Annotated in this window: 15 protein-coding genes, 1 tRNA gene and 1 pseudogene; 8 read left to right on the top strand and 9 right to left on the bottom strand. The window is 60.1% G+C overall.

Features of this window, described 5'->3' with window-relative positions; all coding sequences use genetic code 11:
- The first annotated feature begins 25 nt into the window (after positions 1–25).
- A complete protein-coding gene (locus WCB02_RS31325) occupies positions 26–3589 on the top strand; it encodes a DEAD/DEAH box helicase (protein WP_423964219.1) in 3564 nt (1187 codons plus the stop codon).
- On the opposite strand, the gene WCB02_RS31320 is transcribed toward WCB02_RS31325, so the two are convergent.
- The 5 genes from WCB02_RS31320 to WCB02_RS31300 all read right to left on the bottom strand — a co-directional run bounded on the left by WCB02_RS31320 (position 3586) and on the right by WCB02_RS31300 (position 8530).
- On the bottom strand, positions 3586–4698 hold the full coding sequence (locus WCB02_RS31320; protein ID WP_423964216.1) for a DNA methyltransferase: 1113 nt from the start codon (positions 4696–4698) through the stop codon (positions 3586–3588). The two genes, WCB02_RS31325 and WCB02_RS31320, sit on opposite strands and share 4 nt — an antisense overlap.
- A gap of 16 nt (positions 4699–4714) precedes the next feature.
- Positions 4715–6070: an anti-phage deoxyguanosine triphosphatase gene (locus tag WCB02_RS31315; RefSeq protein ID WP_423964213.1), complete on the bottom strand. Its 1356-nt coding sequence runs from the start codon at positions 6068–6070 to the stop codon at positions 4715–4717.
- A gap of 237 nt (positions 6071–6307) precedes the next feature.
- Complete coding sequence (locus WCB02_RS31310) at positions 6308–6895, bottom strand: hypothetical protein (RefSeq protein WP_423964211.1); 588 nt, start codon at positions 6893–6895, stop codon at positions 6308–6310.
- A 148-nt stretch (positions 6896–7043) separates the two neighbouring features.
- Positions 7044–8279 carry a tyrosine-type recombinase/integrase gene (locus WCB02_RS31305; RefSeq protein WP_423964209.1) on the bottom strand — a complete coding sequence of 412 codons (1236 nt, stop codon included), beginning with the start codon at positions 8277–8279 and terminating at the stop codon, positions 7044–7046.
- 161 nt (positions 8280–8440) lie between these two features.
- A tRNA-Ser gene (locus tag WCB02_RS31300) sits at positions 8441–8530 on the bottom strand.
- A 122-nt stretch (positions 8531–8652) separates the two neighbouring features.
- On the opposite strand from WCB02_RS31300, the gene WCB02_RS31295 reads away from it, so the two are divergent.
- A complete protein-coding gene (locus tag WCB02_RS31295) occupies positions 8653–9519 on the top strand; it encodes an alpha/beta fold hydrolase (RefSeq protein ID WP_423964207.1) in 867 nt (288 codons plus the stop codon).
- A gap of 256 nt (positions 9520–9775) precedes the next feature.
- On the opposite strand, the gene WCB02_RS31290 is transcribed toward WCB02_RS31295, so the two are convergent.
- Complete coding sequence (locus WCB02_RS31290) at positions 9776–10924, bottom strand: ROK family protein (protein ID WP_423964205.1); 1149 nt, start codon at positions 10922–10924, stop codon at positions 9776–9778.
- Positions 10925–11290: 366 nt separating this feature from the next.
- On the opposite strand from WCB02_RS31290, the gene rplU reads away from it, so the two are divergent.
- From rplU to WCB02_RS31275, 3 genes are all read left to right on the top strand, one after another.
- On the top strand, positions 11291–11677 hold the full coding sequence (rplU, locus tag WCB02_RS31285; RefSeq protein WP_423964203.1) for a 50S ribosomal protein L21: 387 nt from the start codon (positions 11291–11293) through the stop codon (positions 11675–11677).
- 160 nt (positions 11678–11837) lie between these two features.
- Positions 11838–12110: a 50S ribosomal protein L27 gene (gene rpmA / locus WCB02_RS31280; RefSeq protein ID WP_423964200.1), complete on the top strand. Its 273-nt coding sequence runs from the start codon at positions 11838–11840 to the stop codon at positions 12108–12110.
- 140 nt (positions 12111–12250) lie between these two features.
- Entirely contained in the window at positions 12251–12847 is a 597-nt protein-coding gene (locus tag WCB02_RS31275) for a GNAT family N-acetyltransferase (protein WP_423964196.1), read from the top strand.
- Between the two features lie 39 nt (positions 12848–12886).
- On the opposite strand, the gene WCB02_RS31270 is transcribed toward WCB02_RS31275, so the two are convergent.
- Entirely contained in the window at positions 12887–13804 is a 918-nt protein-coding gene (locus WCB02_RS31270) for a DMT family transporter (protein WP_423964223.1), read from the bottom strand.
- 192 nt (positions 13805–13996) lie between these two features.
- On the opposite strand from WCB02_RS31270, the gene WCB02_RS31265 reads away from it, so the two are divergent.
- Entirely contained in the window at positions 13997–14476 is a 480-nt protein-coding gene (locus tag WCB02_RS31265; RefSeq protein WP_423964221.1) for a MaoC family dehydratase, read from the top strand.
- A 66-nt stretch (positions 14477–14542) separates the two neighbouring features.
- Here WCB02_RS31265 and WCB02_RS31260 read toward each other — a convergent pair whose 3' ends face one another.
- Positions 14543–15523 (bottom strand): ABC transporter substrate-binding protein, encoded by a 981-nt coding sequence (locus WCB02_RS31260; protein WP_423964194.1) that lies wholly within the window; start codon positions 15521–15523, stop codon positions 14543–14545.
- Between the two features lie 152 nt (positions 15524–15675).
- On the opposite strand from WCB02_RS31260, the gene obgE reads away from it, so the two are divergent.
- Both obgE and WCB02_RS31250 read left to right on the top strand, forming a co-directional pair.
- A complete protein-coding gene (obgE, locus tag WCB02_RS31255) occupies positions 15676–16716 on the top strand; it encodes a GTPase ObgE (RefSeq protein WP_423964192.1) in 1041 nt (346 codons plus the stop codon).
- A gap of 79 nt (positions 16717–16795) precedes the next feature.
- Positions 16796–18430: an alkaline phosphatase family protein gene (locus WCB02_RS31250; protein ID WP_423964190.1), complete on the top strand. Its 1635-nt coding sequence runs from the start codon at positions 16796–16798 to the stop codon at positions 18428–18430.
- A gap of 188 nt (positions 18431–18618) precedes the next feature.
- On the opposite strand, the pseudogene WCB02_RS31245 reads toward WCB02_RS31250, so the two are convergent.
- Positions 18619–18798: pseudogene (locus tag WCB02_RS31245) on the bottom strand (Bug family tripartite tricarboxylate transporter substrate binding protein); the annotation flags it as partial.

The raw sequence follows: 18798 nt of genomic DNA, 5'->3' as shown, positions 1-18798 counted from the left end.
CGTCTATCTTTGGCGGCATGTCGAAATGCCGCAATTCACAAAAATGAAGGCCAGCAAGGAGGGACAGAACCATGCCAAACGGCTGGAAGCGCTTCGCGCGGACCTCAAGGACGGCCTAATAACCTATTTGATCTATATGCCGAGCGTACGGAAATTCTTCGTTGAGGATCTTCCGCGTGTTTTGCGTCTTGGCGACACCGAAGGCTGGAATGCCGTCGACTACCATGTCAATCCGCGATGCAGCTCTTGCGACTGGCTCGGCAATACGCTCTGGTTGTCGACGGCCGACAAAGCGATCGTTAAAGCCCATCCCAATCATTACTGCTCACACAACGCAGAAACATCCGATCATTTGTCGAAGATGCCTTCGTTAAGTCGCGGCGCGAGCAAGGTGCTCCACAATGGGGGACACCCAACAGTTGGCAAAGTCGTCAACATCAATGCGAGCTCGGACGTCCTCCGCAAACACGCTTTCCTAAAGAAGGATCGTGCTCAGATCGGCGCGCGGGCAAGCTCGATCGTCCAGAACGCAGTTACCGTCGACCAGCACGCGAAAGTAGCTGGTTTGGCCCGCGGCAGGAACGCCGAGTACGACATCGTGGTGAATTTTGATGCTGGCTCCGGCTTCCTGACTGGCGTTGCCGTACGGGGTATTCTGTTTGCCCCTTTTGGAAAGAAGTTTCCAGTCGAAGGGGGCGAACCAGCTTCATTCAAGTCTTATGGCGAGTCCGCATTTGTTATCAACAAAGACCAGCTTATCGCTGAGTGGGCCGCGCTCTCTTCATTTATTGAAACACTTGGCGGGTGGATGGAGAACAGCGAAGCGCTATTTACTACGCACGGATTTGGTGGAGTTCGAACTCAGATATGCTTTTGGGAACTCCGGCAGTACGAAGAGCTTTGCAATGCGTTTGGCAGGCATTTGCTGGAAGTTCTCAATCTGCCAAGCCGGGCGCAACGGGCGTTGGCATGGATTTTCCCGCCCGAAGAGCTCATGGAGAAGTCGGACGCAATTTGCCCGAACATCGTCTTTATACGCGACATTGTCACAGCGTCCGTGCGCCTGCCTCAACGATTTGCCGTTACGCTTCTGGGTACGGCTGAACACTATTCGCATCCGAGGATGACCCCGCGCAACATCGACAACTACTACATCGAGCCCCTTGGAAACGGTATCCCACGCGAGCGTATCTACGAAATATGGAAATCTCCGACCGGAACAGTCCGTATCTTTGGTCAAGCCAAAAGCGTGACCGAAGCGGTGCAGCGTTACGAGACGGTCCTCAAAGCTCATACGTGGGCGCTGGCAAGCATCGCCGCGCGTCTCCGTGAGGACTTAAAGGCCAATATCGAGGGAAATGCGCCCCCGCTCAACACTTCCATCCCATCAGGTTTGCACGGGGTCGCTTATGACTCGAAACTTTGGGACCGATGGTCGAAGGTGTCTGCCGCGGTCGCCCGCACTGAGCGGCTGAACGCATTTCTCACCCGGCCGGAATGGTTAGAAGCGTCGTACAAAGCTATCATCCTGACGAAGCTTGCCAAGGATCAGCAGAACGGTCTGTACGAATTCGAGGTCAGTGAAGACTCGACCGAGGCGAAGATTGAAGAAGGCGACTATTGCACGCTCGGAATCGTCGACCGGCCAGGCTTTCCCCTTCAGAATGCATCATCGTTGGGCTTGACTGTCCAAGATGAAAGTCAATACGCGCCGATGCACACAGTAATCCTCGTCTTGGTTCATCAGTTCGATCGAGCAGCCAAACGGATAACGGTTCGGATTGCCGCACGTCGTAAGGAAATGCAGTCTTCGTTCAGCGCCGTCATGGCATCGGGGCTTATTCCGCTCGGCAAAGCCCCTCTCTACGTCCTTGAAGGCGCGCCATACGACGACTCTCCGACCGTGAGCGCAATCCTGAAAGCTATTGGCGATCCGGCAGTTGCTGTCGCCGCCAAGGAAGCGTTGGATGCACTCGGAACAACGGCGGCAAAGAAGCTGAAGAAGGGAACCGGCGCCGCGACGCCAGCCGCTTCTGTCCTTTGGCAGGGCGATAAACTTTCGAAGGTCAGTGTGCGTGACGCGAAAGCCGTTGCGGCGCTATCGAAATTTGCCAGCACGACGAATGAACATCCCCTCAATACCAGCCAAATTAACGCCGTCAGCAGCTGTGCCGGAAATCAGCTGGCCATTATTTGGGGACCGCCTGGCACCGGCAAAACAGAAACCCTAGTGGCATTTCTGCACGCAGTCGTGCGAGAAGGAACGACGCGCAAGATATTGCTGACTGGACCGAATTACCGGGCTGTCGAGGAGCTTTCCGGCCGCCTCGCCAAAAATCTGAGCACCGACGCAAAAGCCAGCTGCGACTTTTTCTGGCTTTATTCGCGAACCCGGCTGCCAACGACCGTCGATATTTCCGCCCCTCATCTCAATTTGAAGACAGCGAACCGTGATAGCAATGACGCAGCGTACAACGAACTCCTCCAATCCTTAAGCGATGACAAGCGTACGACGATCGTCTCCACAACGTCCCACATCGTGGATCAGGTGACACGCGACGTAACCGGTTCGGTTCTAGGCCCTGTGTTTCAGTTGGTCGTGCTGGACGAAAGTTCGCAGATTCCATTGACCTTGGCGCTTCGCCCGCTGGCGTCCCTGCGACCCGATGCTCAGCTCATCGTCGCTGGCGACCACAAGCAAATGCCGCCCATCCAGCACTTAGAGCCGCCCAAAAACGCCGAATACCTTGTCGACAGCATTCAGACCTATCTGATCAAGCGCTTCAAAATCGTTCCGGCGCCGCTGCTAATCAACTACCGATCAAACGCAGACCTCGTTGAATATGCCCGGTCTCTCGACTACCCGGCGGATCTCTCGGCCCATTCCCCGGGAAAAGACTTGAAGCTTCTTCATCCGATTGGTGATTATGTTTCAAAACTCCCGGCAGGTATTCCAGCGACAACCGCCTACAGCGAGTTGTTGCTGCCGGAACGACGCGTTACGGCTCTCATTCACGACGATCCGACGTCGTCGCAGGCCAACGAGATTGAGGCAGGATTAGTCGCGGGGCTGGCCTTCGTGCTTCGTCACGCAATGGCAAGCGAGCTCGACACCGGCGCAAAGGCGAGTTTTTCCGCATTTACGGATGACGACTTTTTCAATGAGGGAATTGGTATTGTCACGCCGCACAAGGCGCAAAAGGCTCTCGTCTTACGCAAGATGCGAGAGCTTTTTCCGAAGGCCGACTCGGAAACCGTCTTCAGCGCGATCGACACAGTTGAGCGTTTCCAAGGCGGCGAACGAAATACGATCATTGTAACTTATGGCGTAGGTGACACCGAGATCATCGAAGGAGAGGAGCAATTTCTACTTCAATTGGAGCGGACAAACGTCGCAGTTTCCCGCGCTCGCGCCAAGTGTATCCTTCTGATGCCAAAGTCGCTTGCCTATCACCTCCCGACAGACCAGAAGGCGGCGGAGACGTCGATCGCCCTCAAGTCATACCTGGAGGAATTTTGCGGTAATCGATCCACTATTGCCATCACGCTCAACGGGATAACCAGGTCCGGTCAGGTTCGGTGGCACTAGCTCAAGACGGCATGGAAGTCGAATTCCTCAGAGGGTGCCGAATCTTGCCCCATTTGGTCCGCCTGGCGCTTTCCCGCATGCGCCGTGTCAGCATTACGCACCGAGATCAAGTCCCAGCGTTCTGCCTCCTCAAGTGACCCTAGCAGCAACTCTTTCGCATCGCTCTTTGCTGATGGCAGCGTACCAAATCGTACGTAAAGATGGGCCCCGTTTTCCGATCGCTTCGCGAGGTTCTTCCAAACTCTTGCGAGGTCGAGAATGAAGCCTTGATGGCTCGAATGGCAGATTTGTTCATCCACTTCGTAGTCGACGTCCTCGCTTCCACCGAGAAACCACATACGGAGCCATTGATCCTGAACGTAAGTTCGCATACCATAGTAAGGAGGCGATGTAATGATCAACGATGCGCTTCTGATGTTTCGGTAAGAATCGGAGGATCGCGCATCCGAGCACTTGACGTTCGAAAGCCTTCCGAAGGGATAGCTTTCCAGATCGGTTATGCGTGCCAGCTTTTTCTTGATCACGTCGATGATATTGACATCCGGTGGATAGAGATCTCGCTCTTTCCAAAACTTGACGGAGTAAGCAGGCTTCGATGAAAACGTCCGTGGCATTTGATTGGAAAAATAGCTTGGTATTTCGCCCGTAATTAGCGGCCCGTGCAAACAGCCAAGCGCTGACGCACGTAAGAGCGCCGAGGCGTGCGACGGACGTTCTTCGGCGAGCAATCCTTCACGAAGGCTACAAATTTGGGTGAGGGTCTTCTTTGAGAAGGCGCGATTGAAAAATGCCGAATTCGGCACATGCTTTGGCTTTTTGGCGAGAAGCGCTCGTCCAAGCTCGACAATTTCGTCGAGACCGGCGCTTGCAAGCTTGGCTTGAGCAATCGCAGCTGCGATTGGCGACGTGTCAAATCCGAAGGATGTGAGACCTAAGCGTCTTGCGGCGTAGATTGTTGTCCCTCGACCACAAAAGGGGTCTACAACAACTGGCGAATTCGCTCGGTGCTTCCGCATAATTCTCATGGGATATTCGAGCGGAAACATCGTGTAGTAGGGACAAATTGCGTTGAAGGCAAAGTCCTTTTTGTAAGCTAGCGCGTTCGTCATGACGTACGACACCTGCTCACAGCTTATCGAACACTGAGCCCATCCGCGGGCTGAAGAGGCGATCGTACGTTTTAAGCAAGAACTCGTCAGTCATTCCGGCGACATAATCGCAAATCACGCGCTGGTCGTTTCCGGAAGTGTCATAGGCCTGGCGAGCGTCTTCGGGCAGCAAGGACGCGGGGTTGGAGCATAGCGCTTCGAAGACCGAGACAACCATCTTCTGCCCCTTGAACTCCAGGTGCTGTACGTTCGGTGTCCGGATTACTTTTTCGACGACAAGCGACTGGAGAGCGGACAGAAAGAGCCGCTGCGGTTCACCTAAGACCGCGCGATAGCGGATCAGCGGACTTTGTAAACTTGCAACCTTCTCAATCTCGATGTTTGTAACGAAGTGGTGCACAAGTCGGCTGATGAAGTGTTTGCGCTCTTTTCCGGAGCCAAAGATCTGCGCGACGAAACGGTCATAAACATTATTGGCGGCTTCACCTGGATATTTCTGCTTAAGCGCATCGAGAAAGGGAGCGCTAGCAGCCTCGGAGACGTGCTGTCTGAAATGGCTCTCGCGGATCAAGCCGAGCGCAATGGCGTCTTCCAAATCATGGACACCGTAAGCGATATCATCCGACACATCCATTATGCTGCAGTCGAACGACTTGTGTCGTGGCTTGCTGTGTTTGCCGTCTACGGGATCACAAGCTTGAAATTCGTCGCGGTCAGTGTTGCTAAGCGGCATTAAAATCCAATCGACGATATCATCCTCTGAATCGAAATAGCATTTCGGAGGTTTGCACACCTTAGTATCGAGGGTCCGAATAGACGTGGCGGTTTCGTACAGCGCAGGGACGATTTTGGGATTGACTGCCCGACTAAACGAGACTGGATATTTCAGGACCGCCAGCATCGCGCGGCGGCTCAGATCCGACCCGTGTGCTACGGAAAAATTTTCAAGGCGCGCGAGAATACGAAGCGTGTGACCATTGCCCTCAAAACCACCAAGCCCGCGCATGCAATAATTTAGCGCGACCTCCCCGCCGTGGCCAAAGGGCGGGTGGCCGAGGTCATGGCTGAATCCTGCTGACTGAATTAGGCTAAGCGGCGGAATATATTGGTGCGCCTCATGGGTCGCGTATTTGCCCTCAAGTTGACGAGCAATGCTCCCGGCGATTTGCGCGACTTCCAGCGAATGGGTCAGTCGCGTGCGGTAAAAATCGCTGTCGCCGAGGTTGAGGATTTGCGTCTTGCCTTGAAGGCGGCGAAACGAACCGGAGTGCACTATTCGCGCGTAATCCACATCGAAGGGACTTCGAAGGTCCTCCGGCTGCTGCTTCCACCCGCTTTGACGCTCCGCCCAATCGCTACTGTTGTTCGCCATCTTCGCCCTTACTCGGCCCACCTTAGGAGGCAATCGATCCGTGCAGCGCGAGAACGCCGTGAGATCAACTTAAATTTGGAATTACGTCACTCGACCTTCCGCAAGCGGATCGAACACATCACGTCGTGGCGCCGAACGCATGCCATGCCACCACTTTAGCGGGCATGCGGCTGGGTTCCAAGTTCAAATGAGACATGCGCACAGCGCGCTGGATCCGGGTGCCTTGTGCGACACTTGTTAGACCCACAGGGCCGCGAACGGCCGCAAGGCCGCCCAGTGCTGGATAGGCGTTAGAACGCGAATGCCAAGCTGCTTTTCCAGATGTGCGGCATTGGTCGGCAAGCGGCGTTCAACCTTCAGGAATGCGTTGCATCGAAGGGCGACAGCTTCCTGGATCAAGCGGCGGTCAGCTGAGCTCAGATACCCGAACTGGGCTTCGCCAAGGCGTTCACTTAAGGCCACGCTAGCAGGGGACGGTCCGTCAGATTCAAGGCACACCCGAGAATGATCGGCGATGTCCCACAACGATTGCATATGAGCGCGATCGCGCTTCTCGCGCGCTTCATTCAGGCTACCAGTTGAAACGATCCATTCGAACGCGCGCTGGCTTACCGAGGAGATCTGGCGCAAGGCTTCAACGTTTGCGACACCATCCGTGACGCCGTAGACGCGGTCTCCTGCTTCGATGGGTTCTCCCTCGTAGATATACGCGCCGTGACGTCGAAGCGTCTGCGCGGTGCAGGAGTCTAAAAATATCCGACGCGGCAAATCTTGAAGCTGGCTCGTTATCGGACCCGCCCGTTCGAACGAATTTTCATGTGCCATGTAGAAAATTGTAACGCTCGGCACTCGATTGTACGAATGCTAGGATTTGAACCTATGACCTTCGGGTCGTGAGCCTGCGTTGAATAGGAGAGCGCCGCGCACGCCGGCAGCAGCGGAGCAATGTTTGTCGAAGACAGGTATTAGCACTTCATGCGCGGATTGGGATGATCTTTTGATCCGCGCCTCCGCTTAACGCGCAGAAAGTCGCCCAATCGGACATCAACGATTTCCGCTTGTCGAACAGATCGCCTCGGCGGTAAGCAGCCTCGACCTTATTGTTGATCGTGTGGGCGAGCGCCATCTCGACCACTTCGTTCGGATAGTTCGTGCACTCGGCGGCCCAGTCCCGGAAAGTCGAGCGGAAGCCGTGCGCAGTCAGGTCCGAACGGCCCATTCGGTCGAGCAATGCCAGCATGGCCATATTGCTAAGCGGCTTCTCGCGCTTGCCGCCCGGAAACAAATGCGCGCCGCCCTGCTCCTTTCGACGAGTCTCGACGATGGCGAGCGCAGCTGCTGACAACGGAACGCGGTGCTCCTTCGACGCTTTCATGCGTCCCGCAGGCACCGTCCAGATCTTATCCTTGACTTCTTCCGGTCGCGCACCGATCACCTCACCTGTGCGCGCGGCCGTGAGGATCAGGAACTCGAGCGCGCGAGCTGCGACCCCTTCTTGCGCACGCAAGGCGGTTATGAATGCAGGCAGCTCATCATAGGGCAAAGCAGCATGGTGCTTGACCTGGCGCACCTTGGCGCGGGCCGGCAGCAACTTGTCGAGATGGCCGCGCCATCGAGCCGGGTTCTCACCTTGGCGAAAGCCGCGCACAGTCGCCCAATCGAGCACGGCTTCGATCCGGCCGCGCAGTCGCGATGCTGTTTCCGGCTTCTTCGACCACAACGGCTCGATGATCTTCATCACCATCGCGGTGTCGATACTGTGGACCGAGAGCGAACCGATCACCGGCTCGGCATACGTCTTCAGCGTCGAGTTCCATTGCGCGGCGTGCTTGGCGTTGCGCCAGCCCGCGCTGTGAGCTGCGAGATACTGCTTGGTGCATTCCTTGAAGGTCAGCGCGGCGGCTGCCTGAAGCACAGCTTGGGCGCGATGGGCTCGGCGCGCCTCGATCGGATCGATACCTTCGTACACTTGCCGTCGATACTCGGCTGCCTTAGCCCGCGCTTCGGCCAGCCCAAAGATCGAGAAGGAACCGAGGCCCATTTCGCGGGAGCGGCCGCGAAGGGTGAAGCGAAAGATCCAGGATTTGGCTGGCGTGTTTTCACCATCGCCAGAGACCTGCAGATAGAGGCCGCCGCCATCAGCGTACATGCCGCGTTTCTTGACCTTCGCAACCTTTAGCGCCGTCAACCGGCCCACCAGATGCGCCATCTCCGCCTCGCCGCGTTACCCACGATGCTACCCACGTTCTGCGCGCCATTTACCCACGTTTTGGGTGAACCGGAGCGGACGCGAGCAGGCATCAAACGTTAAAATTACGGCGATTTTTCAGTGGGTTGGCGGACGATGGCGAACAAATGCGAACGTCGGGATGGCGGAGAGGGAGGGATTCGAACCCCCGATAGGCTTGCACCTATGCCGCATTTCGAGTGCGGTGCATTCAACCACTCTGCCACCTCTCCAAGGTGCGCCAAATCGGGGGTGACCCCGGTGGTCGGGGCCGTGTTCTAGGCGAGGACGGCTAACCAGACAAGGCGCGGAATGATAAATCCTTCACCCGCCCGCCGGGAAAGAAGGATTTTCGATGATCGAGCACCTCAAGGTTCACGCCAATGGCGCGACGTTTCACATCGCCAGGCTCGGGACCGGCAAGCCGCTACTGCTGCTGCATGGCTGGCCCGAATTCTGGCTGACCTGGGAGCCGGTGATGAGCCGGCTCGCCGACCGCTATACGTTGCTGGCGCCGGATCTGCGCGGGTTTGGCGACAGCGACAAGCCGGAGGGCCCGTTCGGGCCCGAGCAGCACACGACCGATTTGCTGGCGCTCATGGATGAGCTCGGCATCGCCCGCTTCGGCGTGGTCGGGCACGATGTCGGCGGGGCTGTGATGCAGCCTTTGGCGCGCCGCGCGCCGGGGCGCCTCTGTGGACTGTTCTTCTTCGATTTCGTCTATCCCGGCATCGGGCCGCGGATGGCGGAGCCCGACCGGCTCAGCCAGATCTGGTATCAGTCGTTTCACCAGATGGCGATGGCGCCCGCCCTGGTCGGCGCGACCCGCGACAGCTGCAAAACCTATATCGGACATTTCCTGAAGGCATGGTCGCATCGCAAGGAGGCCTTCGACGACATGCTGGAGGCGTTCACCGACAACTTCCTCAAGCCCGGCAACCTCGAAGGCGGCTTCGCGCATTACCGCGCATCGCACGCCGGCCGTATCCAGATGATGAAGGGCGCGGCGCCAAAACTTCCCGCAATCGAGGTGCCGACCTGCGTGCGCTGGGCGGAGCGCGATCCACTGTTTCCGTTTTCCTGGACCGATCGCCTGAGCGAGACGTTCGCCGATCTCGACCTGGCGCTGCTGCCGGGCGTCGGGCATTTCCCGCATCGCGAGGATCCGGATCGCGCGGCAGCGCAGATCGCGACGTTCTTCAAGCGGATTGGATGGGAGTGAGAGGAGAAAAGGTGGGACCGCCAATACGCAACTAAGAATTTTGGCGGTCCCGTGCCGTCTCATGAGCGGGGAAGGCCGGCGAAGCGCGGTTTCTCCGGCCAGCCATGAGCCGACGAAGTCACCGTAGCGATCATATTTTGCGTCGCAATACGAAGTCGTTTTTAACGTAACCGAACAAGGTTACTCGCAGTACATACGCACGTTTTCTACGTATTCACCACGGAGCGATCACGTAATAGTACGGCGTTGTTATGGCCTATTGCTTCGCTTTCTTGTCTCTATTCTCGTCCTTGTCCTTCTTGTCGTCCCTGTTCTTGCTGTTTTCCCTGCCGTTGTCCTTACCGTTGTCCTTGCGCCGATTGGTGAAGCGCGCATTGCCGAGGCCGGTGCCGATGGTCAGCACGCCCCAGCGTTCGACGTCCTGCATGAACGGTACCTCGGAAAGCCCCTGCACCACGCCGTCGTTGTGCATCAGCACGGCGGTGTCGTGTTCGCCGATCATCGGGATCGCCTCGACCAGGCTGGAAGGCAGGTTGAACTTTGAGCTCTCCCAATTGCCGGGCAGGTTCTGCGCACCCTTCTCGATCGAACCGTCTTCGTCGATCACGCCGGGACAGGCGATGCCGATGAAGGGGGCGAGCTTGAATCCTTCGGTGTCGGCAGCCGCGATCAGGCCTTTGAGCATCTTGACCAGCCGCTTCACTGCGCCTTCGCGAGTTGGCTCATCGTCGGCATGCCGCCACAGGTCGGATTTCCAGACCGAGGCCTTCGACAGGTCCGGCGCCTTCTTCCAGCCGGTCTCGACCACGCCGCAACGGATATTGGTGCCGCCAATGTCGACCGCGAGGATGCTGTCATGAGCCTGGAAAATCCACGACGGCGCCAGATGCAAGGTGCCGATCAGCCCGGCATCGTCGGGATGGAAGCGGATCGGCAGCATGTCGATCTTGAAATCTTCCGACTTCAGGATGATGTCGGTGCGCGCGATCGCGAGTTCGCCGAGCCGGCTGTCGCGAAACCCGCCGCCGACGACGATGCGTTCGGTCTTGGCCCAGGCCTTGGTCTTGAGAAACCGCCGCGTCACATAGGCCAGTTCCTGGGCGAATTCCTCGATCGCGCTGTGCACGATCGCCGAGGCCTCGGTGTCGTCGCCGACCAGGATGTCGTCGAGGACCTTCTTGCTGATCTTGTCCGAGGGCTCCTCCCCGAACGGATCTTCGCCGGATTTGCGCAGCGGCCTGCGCCAACGATCGAGAATCTTGCGGAACGCGCCCTTCGAGGCGCGGTCGCCCAAAAACCCTTCCTCGTCCTTCAGCTCGATATTGAAGCTGTCGACGTCGACGGACGGCAGACGCGTGGCGCCGTGGCGGGCGATGCCCGTGGTCGTAATTACATCTTCGGCCATTTTTGCCCTGCCCGCTGCCGGAACCCGATGACAACGGCGGGGGAACTCTTTGGTTTCATTGGGGTGGGCACACCCAGGGAAAGCGCCGGCTGCGGCACCGGAAGACCGCCAAATCCGTCATTCCGGGCGATTTTCGGGTCAGTTTACCTTGACTCCAGGCCGGCCGCCGCTATAAGTCCCCGCATCCGGCGCGGGATTTCTCGCGCCGCTTGTTTTTGTGTCGCATAAGACGGGGGCTCTGGCGCGAAAGCGTGCCCGATAGCGACCCAATTGCATAGTAAAACAACGACTTTACAACATAGCGGCTGAACAAAAAGCCGGCCCGGATCAATCCGAGGCCGGGATCGAACACGAAGGAATTAAACGATGTTCGCAGTCATCAAAACCGGCGGGCGGCAATACCGCGTCGTTCCGGATGATGTGCTCGAGATTGGCAAGATCGCCGGCGATGTCGGCTCGATCGTGCAGCTTGGTGACGTGCTGGTGCTCGGCGGCGAGACGCCGGTGCTGGGCCTGCCCACCGTGGCGGGCGCGACCGTGGCGGCGGAAGTGCTGCAGCACAAGCGCGGGCCGAAGGTGATCTCGTTCAAGAAGCGGCGGCGCAAGAATTCGAAGCGCAAGCGCGGTTACCGCGACGAGATCACGGTGCTGCGCATCACCGAGATTCTCGCCGACAACGCAAAACCTACGATCGGCCCGCGGCCGAAGAAGGTGAAGGCGGCGCCGGTGCCCGACGAGGACGACGAGGACTAGCGGTGCAGACACTGCGGCAAGCTTTGCTCCGAGGCCGCGCGCGCAATGCTGCGAGCGGCAAAAGTGATCAAACGTGACACGCGGGTACTTTTGCGTGAAAAGAATTGAAATGATTCCTTCAGGGAATTGACCTACAGAACGCTCAAGTTGGAGACGGGCCATGGCTCACAAAAAAGCAGGCGGTTCATCGCGGAACGGACGTGATTCCAAGGGCAAGCGCCTTGGTATCAAGACCTTTGGTGGCGAGCATGTGATTCCCGGCAATATCATCGCGCGCCAGCGCGGCACCACCTGGCATCCCGGCCTTAATGTCGGCATGGGAACCGACCACACTCTGTTTGCCAAGGTTGAGGGTCATGTCGAATTCCGAGCCAAAGCCAACGGCCGCACGTTCGTATCGGTTCGTCCGATGACGGAGGCTGCAGCCGAATAGACGGTGGACGACATGAGTCCGCCGGGTCCTGACAAACCGGCGGAGTCCAGAAGGCTCCGAAGGGGAGGCGGGATACCGGCCTCTCCTTTTTGATTCGATGCGTTCTTTGATCGCAGGGATCGCAGGTTCAGGAGCTCTAGATGCTGCAGGATTTTCGAACCCCCACTTTGCGCGAGGCCTGTCCTCGCGTCCTCGAGACCGAGCGGCTACTGTTGCGCAGCCCGACGCTCGCGGACGTAAAAGCGATTGCGCGCCTGGCCAATGACCGCCGCATCGCAGAAAATACCAGGCGCCTGCCGCATCCCTATTCCCCGGACCATGCCGTCGATTTCGTGCGCACCATGGCGGACGAGCACCGCGATATCGCGTTCCTGATCGAGAACAATTTCGTGCCGATCGGCATGATCGGAATCTGCTGGCGCGAGCCCGAGCTCGCCGAACTCGGCTATTGGCTCGGCATCGACTATTGGGGGCAAGGTTTTGCCACAGAGGCCGCGCGCGCGGTGATCGACTATTTCTTCGATGAATTCGATTTCGAGCTGCTTTACGCCGGCGCCCGCGTCGCCAACCCGGCGTCGCGCAGCGTGCTGGAGAAGTGCGGCTTCCGGTGGAGCGGCGTGGAGCTGCACCGCTTCGAGGCGCTCGGTTCGTCGACCCCGGTCGACAGCTTCCGCCTCTCGCGCGGCGTCTGGTCCTCGCTGAAGAACTGGGCCAACTCGACCAAACGGCCGCGCTGAGCGCCCCCTGGATGGTCGTCCTCGCCGAGGTTGACGCACTCACGCCGGCGGATTGACGACCGTCTCTCCGCGGCCGAGGTCGCACTCACGCAGGAAAATATAGATCCCGGCCCCGATGATGACGGCTGCCCCGACAATCGTGTTCCCCGACGGTACGTCGCCGAACACGATGCGGCCGAACATCATGGCCCAGATGATCATCGAATATTGGTAGGGCGCCACGACGCTCGCCGGCGCCAGCTTGAGCGAGCGATTGACGCAAAGCAGCGCGCTCGCCGAGATGCAGCCGGCCGCTGCGAACAGCACCAGGCTGCCGGCGCCCGGTGTCACCCAGCCGAACGGCGCCATCACCGCACCGAGCGCGCACGTACCGACGAATTGCGACGTCGCCATCACCAGATCGGGCGTCGTCCGCAATGAGCGGGTGACCAGCATCAACACCGAAAACGACAGGCTGCCGCCGAGTGCGATCAGAGCCGGCAGGCTGACGGTCTGCGCCGACGGCCGCAGCGCAATCAGGACGCCCAGAAAGCCGACCAGAATGGCGCTCCAGCGCCGCCAGCCGACATGCTCGCGCAGCACGACCGCCGACAAGGCGGTGACAAAGATCGGACAGGCGAGATAGCAGGTGACGACATCGGCGAGCGGCAGATAGACGGTGGCGAGAAAGAACGCAGCAACCTCGAGCGCCGAGAGCGTGACCCGGAACAGCTGCAGACAAGGCCGCTCGATCCGCGCGAATTTTCTGCGGCTCCGCCAGATCGCCGGCGACAGCACGACCAGCGCCGCGCAGCCGCGCAGGCACAGGAGTTGCCCGACCGAATAGGTCGCGACCAGGAATTTGCCGAGGGCATCGCCGAACGAGAACATGAACACCGACAGCAGCATCAATCCGATGCCGGCCAATCGAGCGGAACGCGCGTCGTTGTCGGGCGAAATTTTTGCGAACAGGCTCATGGGCGGCAGCGGCATTCCCGTCAAGGCTGGACTGGTTTCGGCCGTCCCCGTCTTCCGTGCAGCATTGTTGTATCGGCATGGATGCACGGGACAAGCCGGGACATGCCGGGCCATGACGAATTGAAGCAGTTGCCGCAAGCCACTCCGTACGATACCCGTACGTCTTCTTCCGGCGAGGAAACAGGCCTCTACATGCCAGACTTCGATCCCGCGAGCCACCGCATGGTGCCGGAGCAGCGCTGGTTCGAGGATTTCGTGTGCGGCGAGCGCTTCGTCATCCCGAGCCGCACCATGACGTCGGCGGTGTTCGCGGCGTTCCAGACCGCCAGCGGCGACACCCATCCGGTGCATTATGACGCCGAATATTGCCGGGCCCGCGGCATGCCCAACTTGCTCGCCCACGGCTTTCAGACCCTGATCCACACTGCGCCGGGCGCCGGGTTGTTTCCATATCTGGTGGAGGACTCGCTGGTCGGCTTTCTCGAGCAGTCGAGCCGGTTTCTACAGCCCGTGTTCGCCGGTGATACCCTCTATCCGGCGCTGGAAGTGATCGAGCTGGTGCCCGGCCGCACAACCGGCGTTGTCGCCTTGCGCAGCACCGTGTTCAACCAGCGCCGCGAACTGGTGCTCGACGGGATGCAGAAGTTTCTGATCCGAAGGCGGCCTGCCTAGTGTTGCCTCTATTGGTCGTATTTTCTTCCCAAAAGCTGGTGCCCACCTTTCCGGGAAATGCTCCGATCAATCGATCACGTCGTCCGCGGTCGCAAGCAGCGTCGGCGCGATCTCGATGCCGAGCATCTTTGCCGTCCTGCGATTGATCACCATCTCGAACTTCGTCGCCTGCTGCACCGGCAGGTCGGACGGCTTCTCGCCCTTCAAGACCCGCGCGGCATAATTGCCGGTCAGCTCCATCACGTTGTCGTAGTCCGATCCGTAGCTGGCGAGCCCGCCGGCATCGACATAATCGCGAATGTCGAAGATCGTCGGCAACAGCCGCTGCAGCGCCAGTTCGGCGATGTGCGCGCGATGAACGTAGAAGAATCCTTCGGGGCCGAACACCATGCCGCATCCGCCCTCGCGCGGGATGCCGGCGAAGGCCGCGTCGATTTCGGCCGCGCTGTTGGCGTTCAGGACCTCGACCTGCACGCCTACGCCGGACGCGGCCCGCTGCAGGTCCCTGACGAACGGCGCCGCCAGTTCCGAGTTCGGCTTCACCAAAGCGAAATAGCGCGACGCGCTCGGGACCAGTTCGCGCAGGGTTCCAAGCCGCTTCGCCGCAAGCTCCGTATTCAGCGATGTGATTCCGGTGACGTTGCCGCCGGGACGGCTGAGGCTCGCAACCAGGCCGAGATCGACCGGATCGGTGCCGGTGGAGAACACGATCGGGATCGTCGAGGTCACGGCTTTCGCCGCCATCGCGGCGGCCGTGCTGCCAGGCGTGACGATCATGTCCACGGGCCTGCGGACCAGATCGGCGGCGAGTTCCGGCAATCTGCTGTGCCGACCCGACGCCCAACGGTATTCGACGGTCAGATTCCGGCCCTCGACAAAGCCGCCCTCGGCGAGCCCCTTGCGAAACGCGTCGAGGCGCGTCCGGTTTTGGTCCGGTGATCCCGCATGCAGGAAGCCGATCACAGGCGCAGCCTGCGGCTCAGCGACCGCGCCGAGTGGCAGAGCCGCGACGCCACCGAGAACGGCCATGAATTGACGGCGCTTCATAGGGCCTCCTTCTGCGTGGCGCGGCGCGCAAAACCTACCATAGCGGCGATTGCCGGGCAGCGCAGCCGAGCGTCTTAACGACAGCGCAAAATAGCAGGCTTTCAGCCTATCTTTGGGTTGCCGCAATGGCTGCCCTGCCCTACCTAGGGTTCATGAAATTCCTCGATGAAGCAAAGGTCTATGTCCGCTCCGGCGACGGCGGCAACGGCTGCGTGGCGTTCCGCCGCGAGAAGTATATCGAGTTCGGCGGCCCCTCCGGCGGCAATGGCGGCCGTGGCGGGGACGTCGTGATCGAAGCCGTCGACGGGCTGAACACGCTGATCGACTACCGCTATCAGCAACACTTCAAGGCGCAGAAGGGCACCAACGGCATGGGCAAGGACCGCCATGGCGCCAATGGCAAGCCGATCGTGCTGAAGGTGCCGGTCGGGACCCAGGTGTTCGACGAGGATCGCGAAACCCTGATCCACGACTTCACCAGGCTCGGCGAGACATTCGTCCTCTCGGAGGGCGGCAATGGCGGTTTCGGCAACGCGCATTTCAAGTCCGCCACCAACCGCGCGCCGCGCAACGCCAACCCCGGCCTGCCGGGCGAGGAACGCTGGATCTGGCTCCGCCTGAAGCTGATCGCGGATGCCGGCCTGGTCGGTCTGCCCAATGCCGGCAAGTCGACGTTTCTGGCGGCCGTCAGCGCCGCGCGGCCGAAGATCGCCGATTATCCCTTCACGACGCTGCATCCCCAGCTCGGCGTCGTGAATGCCGATGGCCGCGAATTCGTGCTCGCGGACATTCCGGGCCTGATCGAGGGCGCCCATGAGGGCACCGGCCTCGGCGACCGGTTTCTCGGCCATATCGAGCGCTGCCGCGTGCTGCTGCACCTGGTCGACGCGACCTGCGAGCATGCCGGCAAGGCCTACAAGACCGTACGCAACGAGCTCGAGGCCTATGGCGGCGCGCTTACCGACAAGGTCGAGATCGTCGCGCTGAACAAGATCGACGCAGTCGGCCCGGAAGAATTGAAGAAGCAGAAGGACCGCCTCAAGCGTGCCGCGAAGAAAACCCCGCTGCTGATCTCCGGCGCGATCGGCACCGGCGTCAAGGATGCGCTGCGGGCGCTCGCTGAGGTGGTCGGCGAAGCGCCGGTCTCGGCCAAGGCCAAGGGCGCGGCGCAAATGGAGCCGTGGACCGTGTGAGTTCGCGCGGCGCGCGCTTGTCATCGGCGGCGTGATATCGCAGCATGACCAACCTGAAAATGCCGTAAGCCTTCCGATCATGCCGCGTGCGAAAAACATCGTCTGGATCATGTGCGACCAGCTTCGCCATGATTATCTCGGCTGCAGCGGCCATCCCAAGCTGAAAACCCCGAACATCGACGCGATGGCCGAACGGGGGGTGCGTTTCCGGAACGCCTATGTGCAGTCCCCGATCTGCGGCCCATCGCGGATGTCGTTCTACACCGGGCGTTACATGCGCTCGCACGGCTCGCATTGGAACGGCTGGCCGCTGCGCGTCGGAGAGCCGACGCTCGGCGATCACCTGAAAAAGATCGGCGTGCGCAACGTGCTGGTCGGCAAGACCCACATGGCCCCGGACCTCGAAGGCATGAAGCTGCTCGGCATCCCGCCGGATTCGATCATCGGCGTGCATGTCGCGGAATGCGGCTTCGAGCCCTATGAACGGGACGACGGGCTACATCCGACAGGACGGCCACGGCCGCGCTATGACGCATATCTGCGCGAGCACGGCTATGAGGCGCAAAATCCCTGGGAGCATTGGGCGAACTCCGGCGCCGACGCCGCGGGCAGCCTGCAGAACGGCTGGCTTCTGGCGCATTCCGACAAGGCCGCGCGCATCCCGGAACAGCATTCCGAGACGCCCTACATGACCCGCCGCGCGATGGACTTCATCAGCGAGTCCGAAACCGACGAACGGCCGTGGTGCCTGCATTTGTCCTACATCAAGCCGCACTGGCCCTACATCGCGCCAGAGCCTTACGCCAGCATGTACGGCGCGGGCGACGTGCAGCCCGCGGTGCGCTCGCAAGCGGAACGGCAGAGCGCGCATCCGGTGTTCGCCGCCTATATGAGCATGCGCTATTCGCGCAACATGGCGCGCGACGAGGCGCGGGCCAAGGTGATCCCGGCCTATATGGGCCTGATCACGCAGATCGACGATCAGATGGGCGTGCTGATGGAGTTCTTGGGCGAGCGCGGCCTGCTCGACACGACGATGATCGTGTTCACCTCCGATCACGGCGATTATCTCGGCGATCATTGGATGGGCGAAAAGGACCTGTTCCACGACGCCTCGGCAAAAATCCCGCTGATCGTGATCGACCCTTCGCCCGAGGCCGATGCCGCGCGCGGCACGGTCTGCGACGCGCTGGTCGAGGCCATCGATCTGGCGCCGACCTTCGTCGACTATTTCGGCGGCGAGCCGCCCGGGCATATTCTCGAGGGCCGCTCGCTGATGCCGCTGATCCGCGGCAAAACGCCCTCCGGCTGGCGCAAGGTCGCATTCTCCGAATACGACTATGCGATGCAGGATGTGCGCTTGATGCTCGATCAGCCGATCGAACGCTGCCGCCTGTTCATGGTGTTCGACGGACGCTGGAAATTGATCCACGCCTCCGGCTTTCGCCCCATGCTGTACGATCTCGCCAGCGATCCTCAGGAGCTCGTCGATCGCGGCGAGGACCCGTCCTGTGCCGCGGAGATCGCCCGGCTGCAGGCGGCCTTGTTCGACTGGGCGCTGCATCCGAACGACCACATCACCACCAGCCGCGCCAAGATCGCCGCCTATGCCGACAATCAGCTCCAGGTCAAAGGCGGCGTGTTGATCGGCATCTGGGACGAGGCCGAGCTCGCCGCGATTCGCGAGAAGATCGATCAGCGAAAGACGCGATAAGGATCGCGCGCGCCTGCCGCGCAGCCTGCATCACAGCAGCTGAAGACGATTTCAGTTTCCGTCATGGCAGGCCTTGTCCGGCTTGTCGCGGGCCCGATGGTCTTGGCGAAACGTCCCGCTGCAACGGCTGCCTTTTCCGGTCGTACCCGCAGGATCAGAGAGCGACAGGCGGCGGCAGCGCGGCAAAGCTAATTGTCGATCTTGTAGCCGGTCGCTTTCACGATCGGCTGCCAGAATGCGGTATTCGTGGCAAGTTCCTTGGATAGCCCGTCCGGCGTGCTCCCCACAGGGATCAAGCCGATCGCAAGCAGCTTGTCCTTCACCTCGGGCTTCGCGAGCGCGGACGCCGCGGCGGCGCTCAGTCTGGC

Origin of the sequence: Bradyrhizobium sp. (assembly GCF_049581145.1) — a bacterium.
Classification (GTDB): Bacteria; Pseudomonadota; Alphaproteobacteria; order Rhizobiales; family Xanthobacteraceae; genus Bradyrhizobium.
The sequence above is the reverse complement of the archived record's forward strand: the minus strand, read 5'-3'. Positions and strand labels throughout refer to the sequence as shown.